The sequence below is a fragment of the Klenkia sp. PcliD-1-E genome (assembly GCF_024124375.1).
Taxonomy (GTDB): domain Bacteria; phylum Actinomycetota; class Actinomycetes; order Mycobacteriales; family Geodermatophilaceae; genus Klenkia.
Genome location: NZ_JAMXRZ010000010.1, coordinates 30,470 through 51,866, shown reverse-complemented (window position 1 = coordinate 51,866; position 21,397 = coordinate 30,470). Strand labels below are relative to the sequence as shown.

Below are 21,397 nucleotides of genomic sequence, written 5' to 3'. Positions count from 1 at the left end.
GGACGCCGGTCGGGCAGCACCCCGGCCGACGGCGCCCGCTGACCCGCACCCGTCCGTGAGCACCGCCGAGGCCGACCGGCCGCGCACCCGGCGGCGCCGCCGTCCGCCGCGGGACGAAGCGGCGACGATGACGCTCATCGCGCACCTCAAGGAGCTGCGCAACCGCATCGCCGTCGCCCTGCTGTTCGTCCTGGTCGGCACCGCGGTCGCCTTCTGGTGGTACGACCACGGACTGGGCCAGTTCATCCGGGCCCCGTACTGCTCCATCCCGGCCGACAACCGCTTGTCGGCCCGGATCTCCGGGGACGACTGCACCCTGCTGGTCACCGACGTCTTCGGCGGCGCGCTGATCCGGCTGAAGATCGCGTTCATCGCCGGTGTCGTGCTGTCCGCACCGTTCTGGCTGTGGCAGGTCTGGGCGTTCCTCACCCCGGGCCTGAAGTCCAACGAGAAGCGCTACGGCGTCTCCTTCGTGGCGGCGGCGAGCGCGCTGTTCGCCCTGGGCTCCGCGCTGGCCTACATCTCGCTCAAGGCGGGGCTCACCCTGCTGCTGGGCCTGGCCGGCGACAACGTCACGATCGCGCTCACCGCGCAGGACTACATCGGGTTCGTCATCTCGATCCTGCTGGCCTTCGGTGTCTCCTTCGAGGTCCCGCTGGTCGCGGTCGCGCTGAACCTGGTGGGCGTGCTGTCCTACGCCGCCCTGGCCAAGGCCCGGCGCTGGATCTTCTTCCTGACCATCGTGTTCGCAGCGTTCATCACGCCCACGCAGGACCCGTTCACGATGCTGCTCATGGCACTGCCGATGTGCGTGCTGTTCGAGGTGGCCATCCAGATCGCCCGGGTCGTCGACAAGCGCCGCGCCCGCCGGGACGGCACCGCGTTCTACGCCGACCTCGACGACGACGAGGCCTCCCCGCTGGACGCCCGCCCCTCGCGCCTGGACGGGGACAGCTGACCCGCACTGCCCTGTCCGTCGCCCTGGTGGTCGGGGCCGCGGCCGGACGCGGACGGGCCCGGGTGGCCGCCGACGCCGTCACCGCCCGGTTGACCGCTGCCGGCCTGCAGGTGCAGCGACCGCACACCCCCGACCGCGGGGCGGCCGAGCGGGCCGTCGCCGAGGTCGCCCCGGACGTCGACGCCGTCCTCGCCCTCGGCGGGGACGGGGTCGCGCACGCCGCGGTGCAGGGGCTGGCCGGTCGCGGCACCCCGCTGGGTGTGCTGCCGGCCGGCACCGGCAACGACCTGGCCCTCGCCCTCGGCGTCCCGCCGGACCCGCTGGCCGCCGCCGACGCCGCGGCCGCCGACCTGCTCGCCGGGCGCACCCGGCCGGTCGACCTGGTCCGCAGCAGCTGGGACGGCGGTGAGCGGTGGTGGGCCACCGTGCTGTGCTGCGGGTTCGACTCAGCGGTGAGCGACCGGGTCAACCGGCTGCGCTGGCCCCGGGGACGGCGGCGCTACGACCTGGCCATCGCCGTCGAGCTGGCGCGGCTGCGGCCCCGGCGGGTCCGGTTGACCCTCGACGGCGTGGTGGCCGACCACGACGTCACCCTCGTCGCCGTCGGCAACACCGGCTTCTACGGCGGTGGTCTGCGGATCTGCCCGGACGCCGACCCGGCCGACGGGTGGCTGGACGTCACGGTCGTCGGCCCGGTCACCCGGCGCGAGCTGGTCCGCACCCGGCCGCGGCTGGCGGCCGGCACGCACACCACCCACCCCGCCGTGCAGGTGCTGCGGGCCCGCGAGGTCGGCCTCGACGCGGAGGACCTGACCACCTGGGCCGACGGCGAGCCGGTGGGGCCCCTGCCGCAGCGCTGCACCCTGGTCCCGGCAGCGCTCGCGGTGCTCGGCGCAGGTCGCCGCTGACCCTTCTACGGTGGGTGCATGTCCGCCGATCTGAGCCCGGCCGAGCGGTACGCGGCCTCCCGGCGCCGGGGGCGGTTCCCCCTGCTGTCGGACTTCGTCCTCGACCTCGGGTTCACCCTCGACCCCTTCCAGCAGGAGGCCTGCGAGGCGCTCGAGGAGGGCTCCGGCGTCCTGGTGTGCGCCCCGACCGGGGCCGGCAAGACGGTGGTCGGCGAGTTCGCGGTGCACAAGGCGCTGGCCGAGGGCCGCAAGGCCTTCTACACCACCCCGATCAAGGCGCTGTCCAACCAGAAGTTCGCCGACCTCGTGGACCGGTACGGCCCCGAGCGGGTCGGACTGCTCACCGGCGACAACGCCGTCAACGGCGACGCCCCGGTGGTGGTGATGACCACCGAGGTGCTGCGCAACATGCTCTACGCCGACTCCCCGGCGCTGCGCGGTCTGGGCTACGTGGTGATGGACGAGGTGCACTACCTCGCCGACCGGTTCCGCGGTGCGGTCTGGGAGGAGGTGATCATCCACCTGCCCGACGACGTCACCCTGGTGTCGCTGTCGGCCACGGTCAGCAACGCTGAGGAGTTCGCCGACTGGCTGGTCACCGTCCGCGGTGACACCCGGGTGGTGGTGAGCGAGGTCCGGCCCATCCCGCTCTGGCAGCACATGCTCGTCGGCGGCCGGGTGTTCGACCTCTTCGCGCTGCGGCCCACCGCCCACCTCGCCGGCGTCGCCCAGCTGTCCACCCGTGAGCGCGGCGCCGCCGTCGTGGACCCCGAGCTGGTCCGCTACACCAAGGAGCAGGAGCGCCGGCTGGACTCCTGGCACGGCGGAGCCAGCCGGCGCAGCAAGGACCGCTACGAGCACCGGCCCCGGTACACCCCGCCCGGCCGGGCCGAGGTGCTCACCCGGCTGGACGCAGCGGGCCTGCTCCCCGCGATCACCTTCGTGTTCAGCCGCAAGGGCTGCGACGCCGCCGTCGAGCAGTGCCTGCGGTCCGGGCTCCGGCTGACCGACGAGGCCGAGCGGGCCGCCATCGCCGAGGTGGTCGACCGGCACACCGGCTCCCTGCACGAGGCCGACCTGCAGGTGCTCGGGTTCTGGGAGTGGCGGGAGGGCCTGCTCGCCGGTCTGGCCGCGCACCACGCCGGGTTGGTGCCGGCGTTCAAGGAGGCCGTCGAGGAGTGCTTCGTGCGCGGCCTGGTGAAGGCCGTCTTCGCCACCGAGACCCTCGCCCTGGGCATCAACATGCCCGCCCGCACGGTCGTGCTGGAGAAGCTGACCAAGTGGAACGGCGAGGCCCACGTCGACATCACGCCGGGGGAGTACACCCAGCTCACCGGGCGGGCCGGGCGCCGCGGCATCGACGTCGAGGGCCACGCGGCCGTCGTCTGGAGCCCCGGGGTCGACCCGGTCGCCGTCGCGGGCCTGGCCAGCACCCGCACCTACCCGCTGCGCTCGTCGTTCCGGCCCAGCTACAACATGGCCGTCAACCTCGTCGGGTCCTACGGCCGGGAGCGGGCCCGCGAGCTGCTGGCGTCGTCCTTCGCCCAGTTCCAGGCCGACCGGTCGGTGGTCGGCCTGGCCCGGCAGGCCGCCCGCAGCGAGGAGGACGCCGCCCGCCTGGAGGCGGCCGTCCCGGCCGCGAAGGGGGACGTCGCGGGCTACGCCCGGCTGCGGCAGGAGATCTCCGAGCGGGAGAAGGAGCTCTCGCGCGACACCGCCGCACGCCGGCGGCAGGAGGCCGCCGAGACACTCCTGGCGCTGCGGCCCGGCGACGTCATCCGGGTGCCGTCGGGACGCCGGCAGGGGCTCGCCGTGGTCCTGGACCCCGGCATCACCGAGCTCGCCGACCCCCGGCCCCTGGTGCTCACCGAGGACAAGTGGGCCGGGCGGCTGGGCCCGCTGGACTTCCCGACCCCGGTCGAGGCGCTGGCCCGCGTGCGGGTACCCAAGCACTTCAACCACCGCAGCCCGCACGCCCGGCGCGACCTGGCCTCCACCCTGCGCAACGCCCGGGTGGAGCACGAGCTCGGCGCCCGCAAGGTTCGCCGCGGGGCACCCGTCGACGACGACCCGGTGCTGGTGGACCTGCGGCACGCCCTGCGCCGGCACCCGGTGCACACGCTGCCCGACCGCGAGGAGCTGGTGCGCAGTGCCTACGGCTGGCTGCGCGCCCGGCGGGACGCCGACCGGGTGCACCGGCAGGTGGAGGAGCGCACCGGCTCGCTGATCCGCCAGTTCGACCGGACCTGCGACGTGCTGGAGCAGCTGGGCTACCTGCTGCCCGACGCGCCCTCGGCGGCCGAGGAGCACACCCCGGGGCCGCACCCGGCGGCCGAGGCCCCGGTCGTGACTGCGGCAGGGCGGCAGCTGTCCAGGATCTGGTCGGAGGCCGACCTGCTGGCCGCGGAGTGCCTGCGCGCCGGCGTCTTCGACGGGCTGGACGCCCCCGGCCTGGCCGCGTGCGCGTCGGCGCTGGTGTTCGAGGCCCGCCGAGACGGCCCCGGCCAACCGCCCGTGCCCTCGGGCCCGGTGTCGGCGGCGCTGGTCCGGATGCGCCAGGTGCACGCGCAGCTGCACGCGGTGGAGACCGACCACGGGGTGCGCCCCAGCCGGGACCTGGACCTCGGCTTCGTGTGGGCGGCCCACCGCTGGGCCGACGGCCAGTCGCTGGACCGGGTGCTGGCCGGGGCGGAGCAGGCGGGCACCGAGCTGTCGGGCGGGGACTTCGTGCGGTGGGCGCGGCAGCTGGTCGACCTGCTGGACCAGCTGGCCAAGGTCAGCGAGGGCGCGCTGGCCCGCACCGCCCGGCAGGCCGTCGAGCGCACCCGCCGCGGCGTGGTCGCGGTGGCGGTCACCGGCTGACCCGACGCGCCGACTGGGGCGGCACCTCCGCGTGGTGGAGGATGGGCCCGGCCCGTGGCCGGTGCCCCCGCAGGCCCGGCCCGCGACGACGAGGAGCGACGATGAGCAACCCGCCGCAGGGTGGCGACCAGCAGGACCACGACCGCCCGGCCGACCGGACCCCCGGTGCGGACGAGGGCGCCGACACCCGTGCGACCGGCCCCGAGGACGACGGCGGCACCCGGATGATCCCGCTGCGCGGGGACGGCCCGGCCGCTCCCGGTGCTCCCTCGGGCGGGGCCGGCTGGGGCGGGCAGGGCGGCTCGTGGGGCTCGTCGTCCTCCGGCGGCCAGGGTCAGTCGTCGACCCCGTCCTGGGCGCAGGGCCCCTCGGGCTCGGGGGATCCGTCCGCGCCGGGTGGGTGGGCGCGGTCGTCGTCCCCGTCGTCGTCCCAGCCGTCCTCGCAGAGCTCGCCGTCGACCCCGTCCTGGGGCCAGGGCAACCCGGCGCCGTCCGGCTCGGGCCCGCAGGGTCAGTCCGGCTCGGGCGACCAGTACGGGCAGTCCGGCTACAGCCAGCAGGGGTACGCGCAGCCCGGTCAGGCGAGCTCGGACCACGGCCAGTCGGGCTCCGGCTACGGGCAGCAGAGCCAGCCCGGGCACGGCCAGGGCGGCCAGCAGGGCCAGTCGGGCTTCGGGCAGCAGAACTCCGGCTACGGCCAGCAGGGCCAGTCCGGCTACGGCCAGCAGGGCCAGCCCGGCTACGGGCAGCAGAGCGGGTCCGGCTACGGCCAGGGCGGCCAGCAGGGCCAGTCGGGCTTCGGGCAGCAGAACTCCGGCTACGGCCAGCAGGGCCAGTCCGGCTACGGGCAGCAGGGCCAGTCCGGCTACGGGCAGCAGGGCCAGTACGGGCAGAGCGGGTACGGCCAGTCGGGGTCGGGCTACGGCCAGCAGGGCCAGCCCGGCTACGGGCAGCAGAGCGGCTCGGGCTACGGCCAGGGCCAGAGCTACGGCCAGGGCCAGACCGGGTTCGGGCAGCCAGGTCAGTACGGGCAGTCCGGCTACGGCCAGCAGGGCCAGCAGTACGGACAGCAGGGAGCCTTCGGTCAGCCGCAGCAGACCAAGCCCAAGCGGACCGGGCTGGTCATCGGCCTCGTCGTCCTCGGCCTCGTCGTCATCGCCGCCGCGATCGTGCTGCCGCTGGTGCTCGGTTCGACGAAGCTCGACCCGCAGGCCGTGCAGCGCGACGTCGCCGCCCAGTTCGAGGAACGGGAGAACGTCGCCGTCGACCTCACCTGCGACGACGACATGACCGTCGACGTCGGGGCCACCTACACCTGCACGGGCACCACGGCCGAGGACGAGGACGTCACGATCACCATCCGGATCACCGACGACCAGGGCGCCTACAAGTGGTCGGAGTGACTCACCAGCCCAGCACGGACGCCAGCCGGGCCACCGAGGTCTGCAGGCCGTAGCGCTGCGCCAGCGCGTCGAGGGCCGCCGGGTCCGCGGGGGACCGCGGGAGGTGGCCCTCGACGGGCCGCAGGTCGATGTCGGTGACGACCTGGACGACGGCGGGCGCGACGTCCAGGTAGGCCGAGGCCTCGTGCAGCTTCTTCAGCACCGAGGCGGTCAGGGGCGCCTTCGGGACGGCGGTGCGGGCCGCCGCCTCCCGGATGCCGGCCAGCGACCCGAACGCGGTGATCAGCGCCGCGGCCGTCTTCTCCCCGACGCCCTTCACGCCGGGCAGGCCGTCGCTGGGGTCACCGCGCAGCACCGCGAAGTCGGCGTAGGACCTCCCCGGCACCCCGTACTTGGCCGCGACTGCGCCCTCGTCGACGACGTCGAGGTCACCGATGCCGCCGCGGGCGGTGTACAGCACCCGCACCCCGCGGGCGTCGTCGACCAGCTGGAACAGGTCCCGGTCGCCGGTGACGACGTCCACGGGGCCCTCGGCGCGGGTGGCGAGGGTGCCGATGACGTCGTCGGCCTCGTAGCCGGGGGCACCGACCCGGGCGATCCCGGCCGCCGCCAGCACGTCGACCAGCACCGGCACCTGCGGGCCGAGCTCGTCGGGGACCTCCTCGCCGCCGTCGTCGGACTGCCGGTGGGCCTTGTAGGAGGGCACGGCGTCGGTGCGGAACGCCGGCCTCCAGTCGTCGTCCCAGCAGGCGACGAACCGGTCGGGGCCGTGCGCTGCGATGAGCCGGGCCGACATGTCCAGGAACCCCCGGACGGCGTTGACGGGCATGCCGTCGGGTGCGGTGACGGTGGTGGGCACCCCGTAGAACGCCCGGAAGTAGAGACTGGCCGCGTCCAGGAGCATCGTCGTCACACCGCGGGACGGTAACGGCTCGGCAACGACCCGTCCGGAACCGTCCGACGGTCTGGTTACTGTGCCGGGCGTGCCGTCCGACCACGCCCAGCCGACACCCAGCACGGGCCTGGTGACCACCCAGCGCCTCGACCGCGCCCGTGAGGTCACCGCCGAGCTGGAGCTCGACGCCGTCGTCGTCACGCCGGGTGCCGACCTGCGCTACCTGTGCGGGTACGCCGCGCACGCCCTGGAGCGGCTGACCGCCCTGGTCGTGCCGGCCAGGGGCGCGCCGCTGCTCGTCGTGCCCCGGCTGGAGGCCCCCATGGTCGCTGCGTCCCCGGCCGGCGGACTCGGGCTGGAGCTGGTCGCCTGGGACGAGACCGACGACCCCTTCGCCCTCGTCGCGCAGCAGCTGACCCGCCGGTTGGGCCGGGCACCCCGGTCCCTCGCCGTCGGGGCGCGCACCTGGGCCGAGCACGCCCTGGGCCTGCAGCGTGCTGCGCCGGGGACGCGGCTGGAGCTGGCCACCCCGGTGCTCGACCGGCTGCGGGTGGTCAAGTCCGAGGCCGAGGTCGCCGAGCTGGCCGTCGCGGCCGCCGCCATCGACCGGGTGCACGCCCGGATGGGGGAGTGGCTGCGGGTGGGGCGCACCGAGGCCGAGGTCGGCGCCGACATCGCCGCGGGGATCCTGGCCGAGGGCCACGTCGCGGTCGACTTCGTCATCGTGGGTTCGGGACCCAACGGCGCCAGCCCGCACCACGAGCTCTCCGACCGGGTGGTGCAGGCCGGCGACCTCGTCGTCGTCGACATCGGGGGCGAGCTGGCCAGCGGCTACCGCTCCGACTGCACCCGCACCTACGCCGTCGGCGGGGCCCCCGACGCCGCGACCGCCGAGTGGTACGGCGTGCTGCAGGCGGCGCAGGACGACGCCCGGGCCGCCGTCGCACCCGGGGTGACCGCCGAGCAGGTCGACGCCGTCGCCCGCGACGCGATCACCGCGGCCGGCTGGGGCGAGCAGTTCCTGCACCGCACCGGGCACGGCATCGGCCTGGACACCCACGAGGCGCCCTACGTCGTCGCCGGAAACAGCACGCCGCTGGAGCCGGGCATGGCGTTCTCGGTGGAGCCCGGCATCTACCTGGCGGGCCGGCACGGCGCCCGGATCGAGGACATCGTCGTCTGCACCACCGACGGCGCCCGCACGCTGAACGGGGGACCCCGTGACCTCGTCGAACTCCCCGGGTGACCCGGTGGCCGCCGAACCGCTGGACAAGCTCGAGCCCCGTGCCGACGTCGACCGTGCCCTGCTGGCCGCGCTCGCCCGCGACGGCCGGGCCAGCTACACCGAGCTGGCCACCCAGGTCGGGCTGTCGGTGTCCGCGGTGCACCAGCGGGTGCGCCGGCTGGAGCAGCGCGGCGTCATCACCGGGTACTCGGCGCGGGTCGACCCCAAGGCCGTCGGCCTGCCGATGGTCGCGTTCGTCTCCATCACCCCGATCGACGTCGCCCAGCCCGACGACGCCCCGGCCCGGCTGGCGCACCTGACCGCCATCGAGGCCTGCCACTCCGTCGCCGGGCCCGACAGCTACATGCTCAAGGTCCGGGTGGCCTCACCCGACGCGCTGGAGAGCCTGCTCGCCGAGATCCGCGCGGCAGCCAACGTGACCACCCGGACGACGGTCGTGCTCAGCACCTTCTACGAGGACCGCCCGCCGGTGTGAGCCCGTTCGACGTGCACGGCTTCTACGCCGACTGGACCACCGGCGACCTGGCCGCCGTGGTGGCCCGGTTGCACCCGGACGTCGACTGGCCCGAGGCGTGGTCGGGTGGACGGGTGGTCGGCCGGGACGCCGTGGCCGGCCACCTGGAGCGCCAGGCCCGCGACGTCCGGTTCTCCGTCGTGCCCGTGCAGGTGCACCCCGGCCCGGCCGTGACCGTGCACCAGGTGGTGCGGGACGCCGACGGCGACGTGCTGTCCGACACCCGGGTGCTGCACGGCCTGACGGTCCAGGACGGCTTGCTGCGCCGGCTGGACGTCGGCGAGCCGCCCCCGTAGTCGTCCACCGCCCGGCCCGGCGCGTCGACAACGCACCGAACGTGTGTTCGACTGGGTGCATGCGATGGGACGCCCAGCGGCTGGACCTCGAGGATCCCGGCACCCTGCCCGGGCTGCCCACCGTCGCCGGTCTGCTGCGCAGCCTGCAGGTGCCCGAGTTCCCCGGCCTGACGCTGCACGAGGTCCGCGCCAAATCCGCCCTCAACAGGGTGCCCGACCATTCCTCCATGCCATTCGCGTTCACCGTGAACACATTCAGAGGATGCAGCCATTCCTGCGTTTACTGCTTCGCCAGGAAAACACACGAATGGCTCGAACTCGACACCGGGTCGGACTTCGACTCGCAGATCGTGGTCAAGACCAACGTCGCCGACGTGCTGCGCCGCGAGCTCTCCCGCGCCTCCTGGAAGCGCGAGCACGTCGCCCTGGGCACCAACACCGACCCCTACCAGCGCGCCGAGGGCCGCTACCGGCTCATGCCCGGGGTCATCGACGCCCTCGCCCGCTCGGGCACCCCGTTCTCGGTCCTGACCAAGGGCACCCTGCTCACCCGCGACCTGCCGCTGCTGGCCGCGGCGTCCCGCGACGTCCCGATCGGCCTGGGCGTCTCCCTGGCCATCTGGGACGACGAGCTGCACCGCAGCCTGGAACCCGGCGTGCCCACCCCGAGGGCGCGGCTGGAGCTGGTCCGGCGGATCGCGGACGCCGGCCTGCCCTGCGGGGTGTTCCTCGCCCCCGTGCTGCCCGGCCTCACCGACCAGAAGGAGCACCTGGAGCGCGCGATCGCGGCCGTCGCCGAGGCCGGCGCCACCGGGGTGACGGTGCTCCCGCTGCACCTGCGGCCGGGGGCCCGGGAGTGGTTCACCGCCTGGCTGTCCCGCGAGCACCCCAAGCTGGTGGGCCGCTACCGCACCCTCTACAGCCGGGGTGCCTACGTGCCGGCCGAGTACCGCAGCTGGCTCACCGCCCGGGTGGCACCGATCCTCGCCGCGCACGGCCTGGACCGGCACAGCGGGGGAGAGGCCAGGGGCCTGCCCGGTGACGAGTCGGCGTCCTTCCCGCACGGGTCGCTCCCCGGCCCGCCCGCCCCGGCGCAGCCGCGGGCCGAACCCGAGCAGCTGGCCCTGTGCTGACCGGGCCCGTGCCCAGCACCCGCGGTTAGGGTCCGCACCATGTACACGGCCAGCTGGCGCGACGTCGTCCGCCGCGACCTGTTCGGCCCCTCGCCCGACCCCCGGGACCGGCCCTACCGGCTGGTCATCCGGGTGTTCCTGGTCGTGCTGACCCTCTTCCGGTTCCGGTTCGACGTCCGCGGGTCCGAGCACCTGCCGCGGCAGGGCGGGGCGGTGGTCGCCAGCAACCACGTCAGCTACTTCGACTTCGTCTTCCTGGAGCTGGCGGCGCTGCCGCAGCGGCGGCTGGTGCGGTTCATGGCCAAGGCCTCGGTGTTCGACAACCGGTTGGCAGGTCCCGCGATGCGCGCGATGCAGCACATCCCCGTCGACCGCACCGCGGGCGTCGCCGCCTTCGACGAGGCCGTGCGGGCGCTGCAGGCGGGCAAGGTGGTCGGCGTCTTCCCCGAGGCCACCATCTCCAGCTCCTTCACCGTGCAGGACCTCAAGGCCGGCGCGGCCCGGATGGCCGTGCAGGCCGGTGTCCCGGTCGTCCCGGCCGCGCTCTGGGGTGGGCACCGGGTCGCCACCAAGAACCGGCGCGTCGTGCTGCGCCGCGACGTCCCGGTCACGGTGCTGCTCGGCGAACCGGTCGTGCCCGAGCCGGGGGAGAAGACGCAGTCGGTGCTCCGCCGCACCCGCGCGGCCATGGAGGCGCTGCTCGAGGAGGCCCAGCGCACCTACCCCGACGCCCCGGCCGGCGACGACGACCGCTGGTGGCAGCCGGCTCACCTCGGCGGCACCGCGCCCACGCCCGAGGAGGCCCGCGCGATCGACCGGGACGACGTGCGCGGCACCGCGGTCCCAGTCCGGCGGTCACCGGTGCAGCAGGTCCGGCACGTGTTCGGCTCGCTGGTCAGTCGACGACGTCGGGGGCGATGAGCCGGAAGGCCTCGCAGTCCACCCCGTACCAACGGGTGGTCCGGCCCAGCGGCGCCATGCCCAACCGCCGGCACACGGCCATGGATCGCTCGTTCCCCGGCCGGACGACGGCGTAGACCTCGGGCAGACCGTCCTCGAAGGCCCGCTGCACCACCGCGGCGGCGGCCTCGGTGGCGTACCCGTGGCCCCAGCTGTCCGGGTGCAGGTGCCAGCCCACCTCGAACTCGCCGACCCCGTCGGGCAGCGGCTTGAACAGCAGCGTGCCCGCCACCGGCCCGCCCGCGAGCGGTTGCACCGCCCAGCACCCGGCCCGCGGGTCCGCCTCGTGCACCTGCCGCCACCGGTCCACCAGGGCCTCGACGCCGCCCGACGGGGGACCGGACAGCCAGCGCAGCACCTCCGGGCGCGAGTACAGGTCACCCAGCCGCGCCAGGTCCTCCTCCGACAGGGTCCAGGCCCGCACGAGCAGGCGGTTGGTCCGCAGCAGCTCCACGGGCCCTGCCTACCCCAGGTCAGCCCAGCTGCGCGACCGATGCCTCGCGGGACGCAGCAGCGGCGGCCTCGGCCGCCACCGGGTCGACCGCGCGGTCCGCCCACCAGCGCTGCCCGGACTCCGGCAGCGAGTGGATCGGGTCGTAGTAGGTGTAGCGGCGGTCCAGCGCCGCCTCGTCGGTGCGCTCGATCCCGGTGCGGTAGTTCTTCGTCCAGTAGCTGATGCCGCGCTCGCGGTCGTACTCGGCGACCTGGTGCACCCAGCGCTTGCCCACGTAGGGCACGTCGCAGACGATCCGCGGGGTGGCGAAGCCTGGCAGGTAGCCCATCAGGTCGTGCTGCAGGGTCTGCGCCTGCGACAGCGGCACCCGCCAGTGCTCGGCCGACGGGATCATGTCGCACATGTAGAAGTAGTAGGGCGTGACGCCGGCGCCGTCCAGGAGCGCGAAGCACAGGTCCAGCAGCTGGTCGGCGGTGTCGTTGACCCCGCGCAGCAGCACGCCCTGGTTGCGCACGTCGCGCACCCCGGCGGCCAGCATCGCCTGCGCGGCCTCGGCCACCAGCGGGGTCACCGACTGCGCGGCGTTGACGTGCGTGTGCACAGCGAGGGAGACACCACGCGAGCGGGCGGTGGCGGCCAGCCGGGTCATGCCGGCCACGACGTCGTCCTGCAGCCAGTGCTGGGGCAGGCCCATCAGGGCCTTGGACGCCAGCCGGACGTCGCGCACCGACTCGATCTCGAGCAGGCCCGCGACGAAGGCCTCCAGGTTCTTGAAGGGCAGGTTGGCGACGTCGCCGCCGGAGACCACCACGTCGCGCACGCCGGGGGTGCGGCGCAGGTAGTCCAGCATCTCGCCCTGCCGGTCGACCGGCTTGAGGTCGAACTTCAGCTTGGTGACCGCCGGGGTGGAGTTGCCGACCAGGTCCATCCGGGTGCAGTGCCCGCAGTACTGCGGGCAGGTGGGCAGCAGCTCGGCGAGCACCTTGGTGGGGTAGCGGTGGGTCAGGCCCTCCACGGCCCACATCTCGTGCTCGTGCAGGGAGTCGCGCGCCGCGTACGGGTGGCTGGCGGCGGTACCGGCCAGCCGGTCGGAGGCGACGGGGAGCATGTAGCGGCGCACGGGGTCGGCCAGCATCGCCGCGGTGGTGGGCACGGCGTCCGGCACCATCGTGTTGAGCATCTGCGGCGGCAGCAGCAGCGACATCGTCGCCCGCCCGGCCTGGTCGGCCTCGACGTCGGCGTAGAAGGACTCGTCGAGCAGGTCGCCGTAGACCCCGCGCAGCTGGCGCAGGTTCTTCACGCAGTTGACCCGCTGCCACTGCGCGCTGCGCCACTGCTCCCCGCTGACCTCGGCGAAGCCGGGCAGCCGACGCCAGTCGGGCTCGACCAGGGCCCGGGCCCGGTACTCGTAGGGCTGCTCCAGCACGACGACCTCCCACGACTTCTCAGTGCGACACGGGCACCCTACGGGAGATCGTTCGGCGAAACGTGTTCTCTGCGATAGTTTCTCAACCCGTCGAGGAAGAGGAGCAGGACGTGGGGACGGCAACGGAGCGGTCGCTCGGGGTGCACCGGGTGCTGGAGCCGGTCGGGGTGCTGCCCCAGGCCGCCCACCGGCTGGACCCCGACGCCCCCACCGGGCGCGACGAGGTCCGCATCGACGTCGAGCGGATCAACCTCGACGCGGCGTCCTTCCGCCAGCTCACCGAGGCCCACGGCGGGGACGGCGACGCCGTGCGCGCCGCCGTCCTGGCGATCGTGGCCGAGCGCGGCAAGATGCAGAACCCCGTCACCGGCTCCGGCGGCATGCTCATCGGCCGGGTCGCCGAGGTGGGGGAGGACTCCCCGCTGGGCCTGGCGGTCGGCCAGCGGGTGGCCACCCTGGTCTCGCTCACCCTCACCCCGCTGCGCATCACCGACGGGCTCGAGCGCTGGGACGGCCGCAGCGAGCAGGTCCCGGCGCAGGGCACCGCGGTGCTGTTCGCCCGCTCCATCGCCGCCGTCCTGCCCGAGGACCTGCCCGAGCAGGTCGCCCTGGCGCTGCTCGACGTGTGCGGCGCGCCCGCGCTGGTCGAGCAGGTGGTGCACCGCGGGTCCTCGGTCGCGGTGCTCGGCGCCGCCGGCAAGTCCGGGTGCCTGTCGGTGGCCGCCGCCCGCGAGGCGCACGCCCGCCGGGTCGTCGGCGTCGTCCGCGACGAGCAGGAGGCCTCCGCGCTGCGCGGGGCAGGCCTGGCGCACGAGGTCGTCGTCGCCGACGCCACCGACCCCCTCGCCGTCGCCGCGGCCGTTCGCGAGCCGGTCGACGTCACCGTCGTGTGCGTCGACGTCCCCGGCGCCGAGCACGGCGCGGTCCTCGCGACGGCCGACGGCGGCACTGTGGTCTTCTTCGGGATGGCCACCTCCTTCCCGGCGGCGGCCCTGGGCGCGGAGGGGATGGCAGCGGACGTGCGGATGCTGATCGGGAACGGCTACACGCCGGGGCACGCCGCCCTGGCCCTGGACCTCTACCGGCGCAGCGCCGGCGTGCGGGCGCTGATCGACCCGCGCGTGCACGCATGAGCCTGCTGCTCACCGGGGTCACCGTCGGGGACGCCGCCGACCGCGCCGTGCACGTCGTGGACGGCGCGGTCGGCTGGGTCGGCCCGGCGGCCGAGGCCCCGCGTGCCGACCGCACCGTGGACGGCGGCGGCGCCCTGCTCACCCCCGCGTTCGTCGACGCGCACGTGCACGCCACCGCCACCGGGCTGGCGCTGACCGGGCTGGCCCTGCACGGCGCGGACAGCCTGCGCTCGGCGCTGGCCGCGGTCACCGAGCACGTCGTCGCGCACCCCACCGGCACCGTGCTGGGCACCGGCTGGGACGAGACGGTGTGGCCCGAGGGCCGGGCGCTGACCCGGCACGACCTGGACGCCGTCGTCGGCGACCGCCCGGCCTACCTGGCCCGCGTCGACGTGCACTCGGCGACCGTCTCCACCGCGCTGCTCGACCGCATCCCCGGCATCACCGAGCTGCCCGGCTTCGCCGCCGACGGCCGGTTGCGGCTGGACGCCCACCACGCCGCCCGGCAGGTCGCCCACGGCTCGGTCGACCCCGCGCAGCGGGCCACCGCCCAGCGCGCCGCCCTGGACGCCGCCGCCGACCTCGGCATCGGCTGCGTGCACGAGATGGCCGGCCCCGAGGTCTCCAGCGCCGAGGACCTCGCCGCGCTGCTGGAACTTTCCCGGCGGGCGCCCGGCCCGCTGGTGCTGGGCTGGTGGGGCGAGCTCGCCGAGCGCGGCGGGCTGGACGTCGTCGCGGAGCTCGGCCTGGCCGGCGCCGGTGGCGACCTGTTCTGCGACGGGGCCTTCGGCTCGCACACCGCGGCCCTGTCGGCGCCCTACACCGACCGGCCCGAGACCTCCGGCGCGCTGCGCTTCGACACCGGCCAGCTCGTGGAGCACGTGCGCGCCTGCACCGCCGCGGGTGTGCAGGCCGGCTTCCACGTCATCGGCGACGCCGCCGTCGACCAGGTGCTCGCCGCCGTCGCCGCCGTGGCCGACGAGCTGGGCCGCGACGCCGTCCGGGCCTGCCGGCACCGGCTCGAGCACGTCGAGATGGTCTCGGCGGAGGCCGTGGAGACCCTGCGGTCCCTGGGCATGGTGGCGAGCGTGCAGCCGGCCTTCGACGCCGCCTGGGGCGGGGACGGCGGCATGTACGCCGAGCGCCTCGGGGTCGAGCGCGCGCTGGCCTGCAACCCGCTGGCCGACCTGTCCGACGGCATGGTCGCGATCGCCCTGGGCAGCGACGCCCCGGTCACCCCGCTGGACCCCTGGGGCGGGGTGCACGCCGCGGTCGACCACCGCACACCCGGCGCCGGCATGCGGCCCTTCGACGCCTACGACGCGGCCACCCACGGCGGCTGGTACGCCGCCCGCGCCGAGCACCCCGCGGGCCCGCTCGCCGTCGGCGCCCCGGCGCACCTGGCCCTGTGGGCCACCGACCTGACCCTGTCCGGGGTGCTCGCGCAGCGCGCCCGGCCCACCTGCGCCGGCCTGCTGGTCGGCGGGGACGTCGTCCGAGGAGCCCTGTGAGCGCCCGCCTGACCATCGACGAGGGCCTGGCCACCCGGGCCCGCGAGCTGGCCGCCCGGGCCGCGCAACCGGTCATCGACCTGGCTACGAAGCACACCACCGTCTCCGTGGAGCGCGCCGTGCTGCGGCTGGCCGGGCTGGAGGGCACCGACCCGGTCACCGGCGAGGGCGAGATCCCCTGGGTGAACCGGGTGGTCGACGTCGTCCGCGAGCAGGTGGGCCTGGAGCACGGGGTCGCGCTGCCGGTCTGGCACACCATCGCCTCGGGCGCGGCGGGGAGCCTGCAGGAGGTGGCCGAGCAGGTGGGCGCCGGCACCGCGCGGTTCGCCGTCCCCACCGGGGGCGACGAGGAGCGCGCCCGGGACGCCGCGCTGGCCGCCGTGGGCGCGGGCCTGGGCCGGGTGGACGCCGCCCGCCGCCGGCGGGAGGAGCTGGTCGCCACCCACGGCGACCCGCCCCGCCGTCCCTGGATCTACCTGATCGTGGCCACCGGCGACATCTACGAGGACATCCCGCAGGCCCAGGCCGCCGCCCGGGCCGGGGCCGACGTCATCGCCGTCATCCGCTCCACCGGCCAGTCGCTGCTGGACTACGTGCCCGAGGGCGCCACCCGCACCGGCTACGCCGGCACCTACGCCACGCAGGAGAACTTCCGGCTCATGCGGGCCGCCCTGGACGACGTCAGCGCGGAGCTGGGCCGCTACGTCCGGCTGACCAACTACGCCTCAGGTCTCTGCATGCCCGAGATCGCCGCGCTGGCCGGCCTGGAGCGGCTGGACATGATGCTCAACGACGCGATGTACGGGATCCTCTTCCGCGACATCAACCCGATCCGCACCTTCGTCGACCAGCGGTTCAGCCGGATGGTGCACGCCCGGGCCGGGATCATCATCAACACCGGCGAGGACAACTACCTCACCACCGCCGACGCCGTCGACGAGGCGCACACCGTCACGGTCAGCCAGCTGCTCAACGAGCGGTTCGCCCGCGAGGCCGGTCTGCAGGACTGGCAGCTGGGCCTGGGCCACGCGTTCGAGATCAACCCGGCCGTCCCGGACTCCTTCCGGCTGGAGCTGGCGCACGCGCTGCTGGCCCGGGCGCTGTTCCCCGACGCGCCGCTGAAGTGGATGCCGCCCACCAAGCACATGACCGGCGACGTGTTCGGCGGCTACCTGCTCGACGGGTTCTTCAACCTCGCCGGCGCGCTCACCGACCAGGGCATCCTGCTGGTCGGGATGATGACCGAGGCCGTGGTCACCCCGTGGCTGTCCGACCGGGACCTGGCGCTGCGCAACGTGCGCTACGTGCTGGACGCCGCCGGGGGCCTGGCCGAGGACTTCGCGCCGCCGCCGGGCGGGTTCATCGACCGGCGCGCGCACACGGTGCTCTCCGAGGCCGTGGCGCTGCTGGAGACGATCACCGCCGACGGCCTGCTGCCCGCCATCGCCGCGGGCACCTTCGGCATCACCAAGCGCCCGGCCGACCGCGGCAAGGGCCTGGACGGCGTCGTGGTGAAGGCGCCGGGCCACCTGGACCCCGCGACCGAGCTCATGGAGGCTGCCTTGGAGGACGCTGCCCGATGACCGTCATCCGGCCCTACGGCGACACCACCGGCGACGGCATGGTGCAGACCTCGTTCACCCTGCCGGTGGCCCCCGGCCCCCGCGCCGAGGGCGCCGCGCTGCAGCTGGCGAACAAGATGGGCATCCACCCGGCGATGGTGGTGCACAGCCACGGCATCGGGGGAGGCGGGGCGGGCGGGGGAGAGCCCGCCTTCACCTTCTTCGTCGTCTACGGCTCGGTGACCCACCTGGTCGACACCGACGAGGTCGAGGTGGAGGAGCGCGACTACCCGCTGCTGAGCCCCACTGAGGTCAACGGCGCGATCAAGGCCCGGCTGCACCGCAAGCTGGTCGTGATGGGGGCCTGCATCGGCACCGACGCGCACACGGTGGGCATCGACGCGATCCTCAACCTCAAGGGGTTCGCGGGGGAGAAGGGCCTGGAGTACTACCGGGAGATGGACGTGGCCAACCTCGGCGCCCAGGTGACCGTCCCGGAATTGGTCACCCGCGCCCGCGCCGCGAAGGCCGACGCCGTCCTGGTCAGCCAGGTCGTCACCCAGAAGGACGCGCACCTGCGCAACACCCGCGAACTGGCCGGCGCGTTCCGCGAGGCGATGGGGGAGACCCGCCCCCTGCTGGTGGTGGGCGGCCCACGCTTCGACCCGGCCATGGCCCGCGACCTCGGCGTCGACAAGGTCTTCGGCCGCGGCACCACCCCCGGCGAGGTGGCCTCCTACCTCGTCTCCGCCCTGCTGCCCGCCCCGACCCCGGACCCCGCCCTGCTGCCCGCCCCCGAGGAGACCACCGCGTGAGCGCCACCGTCGGCCTGACCGTCACCCACCGCCGCTACGTGCCCTACGCGCACGCCCACTACGGCGGGTCGCTCGTCGACGGCGCCTACACCCTGGGCCTGTTCGGCGACGTGGCCACCGAGGTGGCCATCGTGGGGGACGGCGACGAGGGCCTGCTCGCCGGCTACACCGACGTCCGGTTCCTGGCACCCGTGCAGGCCGGCGACGTGCTGGAGGCATCCTGCGAGGTGGTGCGGGTGGGCACCCGTTCGCGCACGCTGCGCTGCTGGGCCGACGTCGTCGCCCGCGCCGAGCCGCAGCGCGGGGCGTCGGCCGCGGCGGTGCTGGCCGAGCCGCTGCGGGTGGTGGAGGCGACCGCCACGCTGGTCGTCCCCCTCCCGGACGCAACTGTGCGTGAGTGACACGTAACGATCGGGTAACGGCCTGCCGCAGGTGTCCCGATGCCCTGTGCGGGGCGGCCCCGGCTCCCTAGGGTTCCGGTGTCGCACCACGCGACCCCGGGGCGGTCGAGCCCGAGGGATCGCCGGGCGGCACCCCGCGCCACCAGACAACGACGGTCCGAGGACACCCAGTTCCCCGGACCGGCGGCCCGAAGGCCGGGGTGCCGCCGCCGGCGGCCGGTGCACCCGTCGCCGGTGCACCGGTCACCGCGCCGCGGGTGGGATGCTCGGGCGGTGACCGTGACCGACCCGGCGGTGCGCCCGGCCGACGACGCACCCGCCCCGCGACGCCGCGGCGCGCGCCTGCTGGCCCGCACCCTGCTGGCCGCCGCCGGCGGCATCTCGATGTACCTGGCGTTCCCCGGGTGGGACCTGGCCGCGCTCGCCGTGCTCGGCCCGGCCACGCTGTCGGTGGCCACCCGCGGCGTCCGGTTCCGCACCGGGCTGTGGCTGGGTCTGGTGCAGGGCCTGTGCTTCTTCGTGCCGCTGCTGTCCTGGACCGGCATCTACGTCGGGTCCTTCCCCTGGTACGCGCTGTCGGTCGCGGAGTCGCTCTACGTGGCGGTGCTGGGCGGCGCCCTGGCGCTCACCGCCCGGTTGCCGGCCTGGTGGCTGTGGGCCGCGGCGCTGTGGGTCGGGCAGGAGGCGCTGCGGGGTCGCTGGCCGCTGGGCGGGTTCCCCTGGGGCCGGCTCGGGTTCAGCCAGGCCGAGGGGCCGTTCACCGCCTTCGCCGCCTACGGCGGGGTGCCGCTGGTCAGCTTCGCCGTGGCGCTGACCGGCACGCTGCTGGCCGCGGCCGGCCTGGCACTGGTGCGGGCCTGGCGCGACAGCGACGACGCCGCCCGCCGCGCCGGGTCGCTGCGCGCGGCCGCCGTCCTGGTGGTGGCCACCCTCGCCGTCCCCGTAGTGGGCACCGTCGCCCGCTGGCCGCTGGCCGGCGGGTCGCTGACCGAGGGCGGGCCGACCCGCACCGTCGCGGTGGTGCAGGGCAACGTGCCGCGCGCCGGGCTGGACTTCAACGAGCAGCGCCGGGCGGTGCTGGACAACCACGTGGCCGAGACGACGGCCCTGGCGCGGCAGGTGGACCGCGGCGAGGTCGCCCAGCCCGACCTGGTCATCTGGCCGGAGAACAGCTCGGACATCGACCCCTACCTCAACGCCGACGCCGCCGCGGCCATCGACCGCGCCGCCCGCGCGATCGACGCCCCGATCCTGGTCGGCGCGGTGGTCAGCGGGCCGGGCCGGTTCATCAGCAACACCGCCATCGTGTGGGACCCGCAGACGGGGCCGGGGGAGACCTACACCAAGCGGCACCCCGTCCCGCTGGCGGAGTACGTGCCCGCCCGGTCGTTCTTCCGCTTCTTCAGCGACAAGGTCGACCTGGTGCGCCGGGACTTCCTGGCCGGCACCGAGGTCGGCACGCTGGACATGGCCGGGACGACGGTCGGTGACGTGATCTGCTTCGAGGTGGCCTACGACGGCCTGGTGCGCGACACGGTCGAGGGCGGGGCGACCATGCTCGTCGTCCAGACCAACAACGCGACGTTCGGGTTCTCCGACGAGAGCCCCCAGCAGCTGGCGATGGGACGGCTGCGGGCCGTCGAGGCCGGGCGCAGCGTGGTGATGGCCTCCACCAGCGGCATCAGCGCGATCATCGCCCCCGACGGCTCCCTGGTGCGCAGCTCGGGGCTGTTCACCCCGGCCGCCTTCGTCGAGGACATCGCCCAGCGCGACGGGACGACGCCGGCCACCCGGCTGGGTGCCTGGCCGGAGGCGGCGCTCACCGCGCTCGGGCTGGGCGCGGTCCTGCTGGTCGTCGTGGCCGGGGTGCGCCGTCGCCGGCCCGGGAGCACCAGCGCGCCCTCGGACGTTGGGGGTGCAGGAGACACGAGGAGAGGACGAGCATGACGAGCCGACTGCGCACCGTGCTGGGCCTGGGCGCTCTGGCCGAGCTGCTGGTGTTCATCGCCGTGGCGGCCTGGATCGGGCTGGGCTGGGCCATCCTGGCGTCGCTGGCGACCAGCGCGCTGGGCTGGGTCCTGCTGGCCAAGCAGGGCACCAAGACGCTGACCGAGCTGCGGCTGCGGGCCCAGGAGCACCGCGCCCCGGGCACCGCGCTGGGCGACGCCGGCCTGGTCGCCGCCGGCGGGTTCCTGATGATCCTGCCGGGCTTCGTCGGCGACGTGCTGGGGCTGCTCTGCCTGCTGCCCGGCACCCGCAGGCTGCCCCGGGCGCTCATCGCGCGGGCGGTGCTGAACCGGCTCCCCGACCGAGCGCGCGGCCCGGTGCGGGTGCAGAGCACCCGCCCCGCGCAGGTCGACCCCGACCCGGACGTGCAGCACGTGACCAGCACCCGCGTCGTCGAGGGCACCGTCGTCGACCAGCCCTGACCCACGCAGAAGGGCCCCTCCGGGGCGATCCGGAGGGGCCCTTCTGCGTCAGTGGGTCAGCTGACCTTGGTGCGGCGGCTCTTCAGCACGTCCAAGCGCTCGGCCAGGACCTCTTCGAGGTCGTCGACCGAGCGACGCTCCAGGAGCATGTCCCAGTGGGTCCGCGGCGGCTTGACCTTCTTGGGGGCCGGCTCGGCGCCGCCCACCAGCTTGGCCACGGAGCCGTCGTACTTGCACTCCCAGGTGTCGGGGAGCTCGGCGTCGTCGGCGAAGGGCACGGTCACGACGTGGCCCTGCTCGCAGCGGTACTCGGCGTACTGCCGCTCGATCGGCGCGGTGTTGCGCTCGGTCTCGTAGCTGACGCTGCCCAGTCGGCTGCCGCGAAGGGAACGCTCGCCCATGGCACACCGTCCTCTCGTGCTCGTGTGTCGGTCCGTGCGTCATGCCCCATCGGCACGTCGGTGACGCGTCCGCAGCGCGAGCAGCGGGGC

20 protein-coding genes are annotated in these 21,397 nt (G+C 75.0%); 16 read left to right on the top strand and 4 right to left on the bottom strand.

Going from position 1 to position 21,397, the window contains the following annotated elements:
• Window positions 1-55 precede the first annotated feature (55 nt).
• From tatC to NH342_RS03970, 4 genes are all read left to right on the top strand, one after another.
• Window positions 56-958, top strand: coding sequence for a twin-arginine translocase subunit TatC (gene tatC, locus NH342_RS03985; RefSeq protein WP_253011524.1), 903 nt, complete (start codon window positions 56-58; stop codon window positions 956-958).
• A 26-nt stretch (window positions 959-984) separates the two neighbouring features.
• A complete protein-coding gene (locus NH342_RS03980) occupies window positions 985-1,866 on the top strand; it encodes a diacylglycerol kinase family protein (protein WP_308200607.1) in 882 nt (293 codons plus the stop codon).
• Window positions 1,867-1,884: 18 nt separating this feature from the next.
• Window positions 1,885-4,728, top strand: a complete 2,844-nt coding sequence (locus NH342_RS03975; protein WP_253011517.1) for an RNA helicase — start codon at window positions 1,885-1,887, stop codon at window positions 4,726-4,728.
• 101 nt (window positions 4,729-4,829) lie between these two features.
• Entirely contained in the window at window positions 4,830-6,131 is a 1,302-nt protein-coding gene (locus tag NH342_RS03970) for a DUF4333 domain-containing protein (RefSeq protein WP_253011515.1), read from the top strand.
• Window position 6,132: 1 nt separating this feature from the next.
• On the opposite strand, the gene NH342_RS03965 is transcribed toward NH342_RS03970, so the two are convergent.
• Window positions 6,133-7,035 (bottom strand): 5'-3' exonuclease, encoded by a 903-nt coding sequence (locus NH342_RS03965; RefSeq protein WP_253011530.1) that lies wholly within the window; start codon window positions 7,033-7,035, stop codon window positions 6,133-6,135.
• A gap of 79 nt (window positions 7,036-7,114) precedes the next feature.
• On the opposite strand from NH342_RS03965, the gene NH342_RS03960 reads away from it, so the two are divergent.
• Genes NH342_RS03960 through NH342_RS03940 form a run of 5 tightly spaced genes read left to right on the top strand, consistent with a single transcriptional unit; the run spans window position 7,115 to window position 11,136 of the window.
• Window positions 7,115-8,272, top strand: coding sequence for a Xaa-Pro peptidase family protein (locus NH342_RS03960; RefSeq protein ID WP_253011512.1), 1,158 nt, complete (start codon window positions 7,115-7,117; stop codon window positions 8,270-8,272).
• A gap of 19 nt (window positions 8,273-8,291) precedes the next feature.
• On the top strand, window positions 8,292-8,747 hold the full coding sequence (locus NH342_RS03955) for a winged helix-turn-helix transcriptional regulator (RefSeq protein ID WP_256479366.1): 456 nt from the start codon (window positions 8,292-8,294) through the stop codon (window positions 8,745-8,747).
• Entirely contained in the window at window positions 8,744-9,082 is a 339-nt protein-coding gene (locus NH342_RS03950) for a nuclear transport factor 2 family protein (RefSeq protein WP_253011506.1), read from the top strand. Before NH342_RS03955 ends, NH342_RS03950 begins: the two co-directional genes overlap by 4 nt.
• A 59-nt stretch (window positions 9,083-9,141) precedes the next feature.
• Complete coding sequence (locus NH342_RS03945) at window positions 9,142-10,215, top strand: Rv2578c family radical SAM protein (protein ID WP_253011503.1); 1,074 nt, start codon at window positions 9,142-9,144, stop codon at window positions 10,213-10,215.
• Window positions 10,216-10,254: 39 nt separating this feature from the next.
• The gene (locus NH342_RS03940; protein WP_253011500.1) at window positions 10,255-11,136 is read left to right on the top strand and encodes a 1-acyl-sn-glycerol-3-phosphate acyltransferase; all 882 of its coding nucleotides are present in this window, start codon (window positions 10,255-10,257) and stop codon (window positions 11,134-11,136) included.
• Here NH342_RS03940 and NH342_RS03935 read toward each other — a convergent pair.
• Together NH342_RS03935 and NH342_RS03930 are read right to left on the bottom strand one after the other, a co-directional pair.
• The gene (locus NH342_RS03935; RefSeq protein ID WP_253011497.1) at window positions 11,111-11,629 is read right to left on the bottom strand and encodes a GNAT family N-acetyltransferase; all 519 of its coding nucleotides are present in this window, start codon (window positions 11,627-11,629) and stop codon (window positions 11,111-11,113) included. The genes NH342_RS03940 and NH342_RS03935 overlap by 26 nt on opposite strands.
• A gap of 19 nt (window positions 11,630-11,648) precedes the next feature.
• On the bottom strand, window positions 11,649-13,055 hold the full coding sequence (locus NH342_RS03930; RefSeq protein WP_253011495.1) for a KamA family radical SAM protein: 1,407 nt from the start codon (window positions 13,053-13,055) through the stop codon (window positions 11,649-11,651).
• A gap of 110 nt (window positions 13,056-13,165) precedes the next feature.
• Here NH342_RS03930 and NH342_RS03925 point away from each other — a divergent pair, with 110 nt between their 5' ends.
• From NH342_RS03925 to NH342_RS03895, 7 genes are all read left to right on the top strand, one after another.
• Entirely contained in the window at window positions 13,166-14,188 is a 1,023-nt protein-coding gene (locus NH342_RS03925) for an L-erythro-3,5-diaminohexanoate dehydrogenase (RefSeq protein WP_253011492.1), read from the top strand.
• On the top strand, window positions 14,185-15,699 hold the full coding sequence (locus NH342_RS03920; RefSeq protein WP_253011489.1) for an amidohydrolase: 1,515 nt from the start codon (window positions 14,185-14,187) through the stop codon (window positions 15,697-15,699). Before NH342_RS03925 ends, NH342_RS03920 begins: the two co-directional genes overlap by 4 nt.
• Window positions 15,696-17,282 carry a lysine 5,6-aminomutase subunit alpha gene (locus tag NH342_RS03915; protein WP_253011486.1) on the top strand — a complete coding sequence of 529 codons (1,587 nt, stop codon included), beginning with the start codon at window positions 15,696-15,698 and terminating at the stop codon, window positions 17,280-17,282. The genes NH342_RS03920 and NH342_RS03915 overlap by 4 nt, the downstream gene beginning before the upstream one ends.
• Complete coding sequence (locus NH342_RS03910; protein ID WP_253011483.1) at window positions 17,279-18,076, top strand: OAM dimerization domain-containing protein; 798 nt, start codon at window positions 17,279-17,281, stop codon at window positions 18,074-18,076. Before NH342_RS03915 ends, NH342_RS03910 begins: the two co-directional genes overlap by 4 nt.
• Complete coding sequence (locus NH342_RS03905; protein ID WP_253011481.1) at window positions 18,073-18,477, top strand: hotdog domain-containing protein; 405 nt, start codon at window positions 18,073-18,075, stop codon at window positions 18,475-18,477. Before NH342_RS03910 ends, NH342_RS03905 begins: the two co-directional genes overlap by 4 nt.
• A 273-nt stretch (window positions 18,478-18,750) precedes the next feature.
• Complete coding sequence (lnt, locus tag NH342_RS03900; RefSeq protein WP_253011479.1) at window positions 18,751-20,424, top strand: apolipoprotein N-acyltransferase; 1,674 nt, start codon at window positions 18,751-18,753, stop codon at window positions 20,422-20,424.
• Window positions 20,421-20,906 (top strand): FxsA family protein, encoded by a 486-nt coding sequence (locus NH342_RS03895; protein ID WP_253011477.1) that lies wholly within the window; start codon window positions 20,421-20,423, stop codon window positions 20,904-20,906. The genes lnt and NH342_RS03895 overlap by 4 nt, the downstream gene beginning before the upstream one ends.
• Before the next feature lie 56 nt (window positions 20,907-20,962).
• Here the strand turns inward: NH342_RS03895 and NH342_RS03890 are convergent, their stop codons facing one another.
• On the bottom strand, window positions 20,963-21,307 hold the full coding sequence (locus NH342_RS03890; RefSeq protein WP_253011475.1) for an RNA polymerase-binding protein RbpA: 345 nt from the start codon (window positions 21,305-21,307) through the stop codon (window positions 20,963-20,965).
• Window positions 21,308-21,397: the final 90 nt, after the last annotated feature.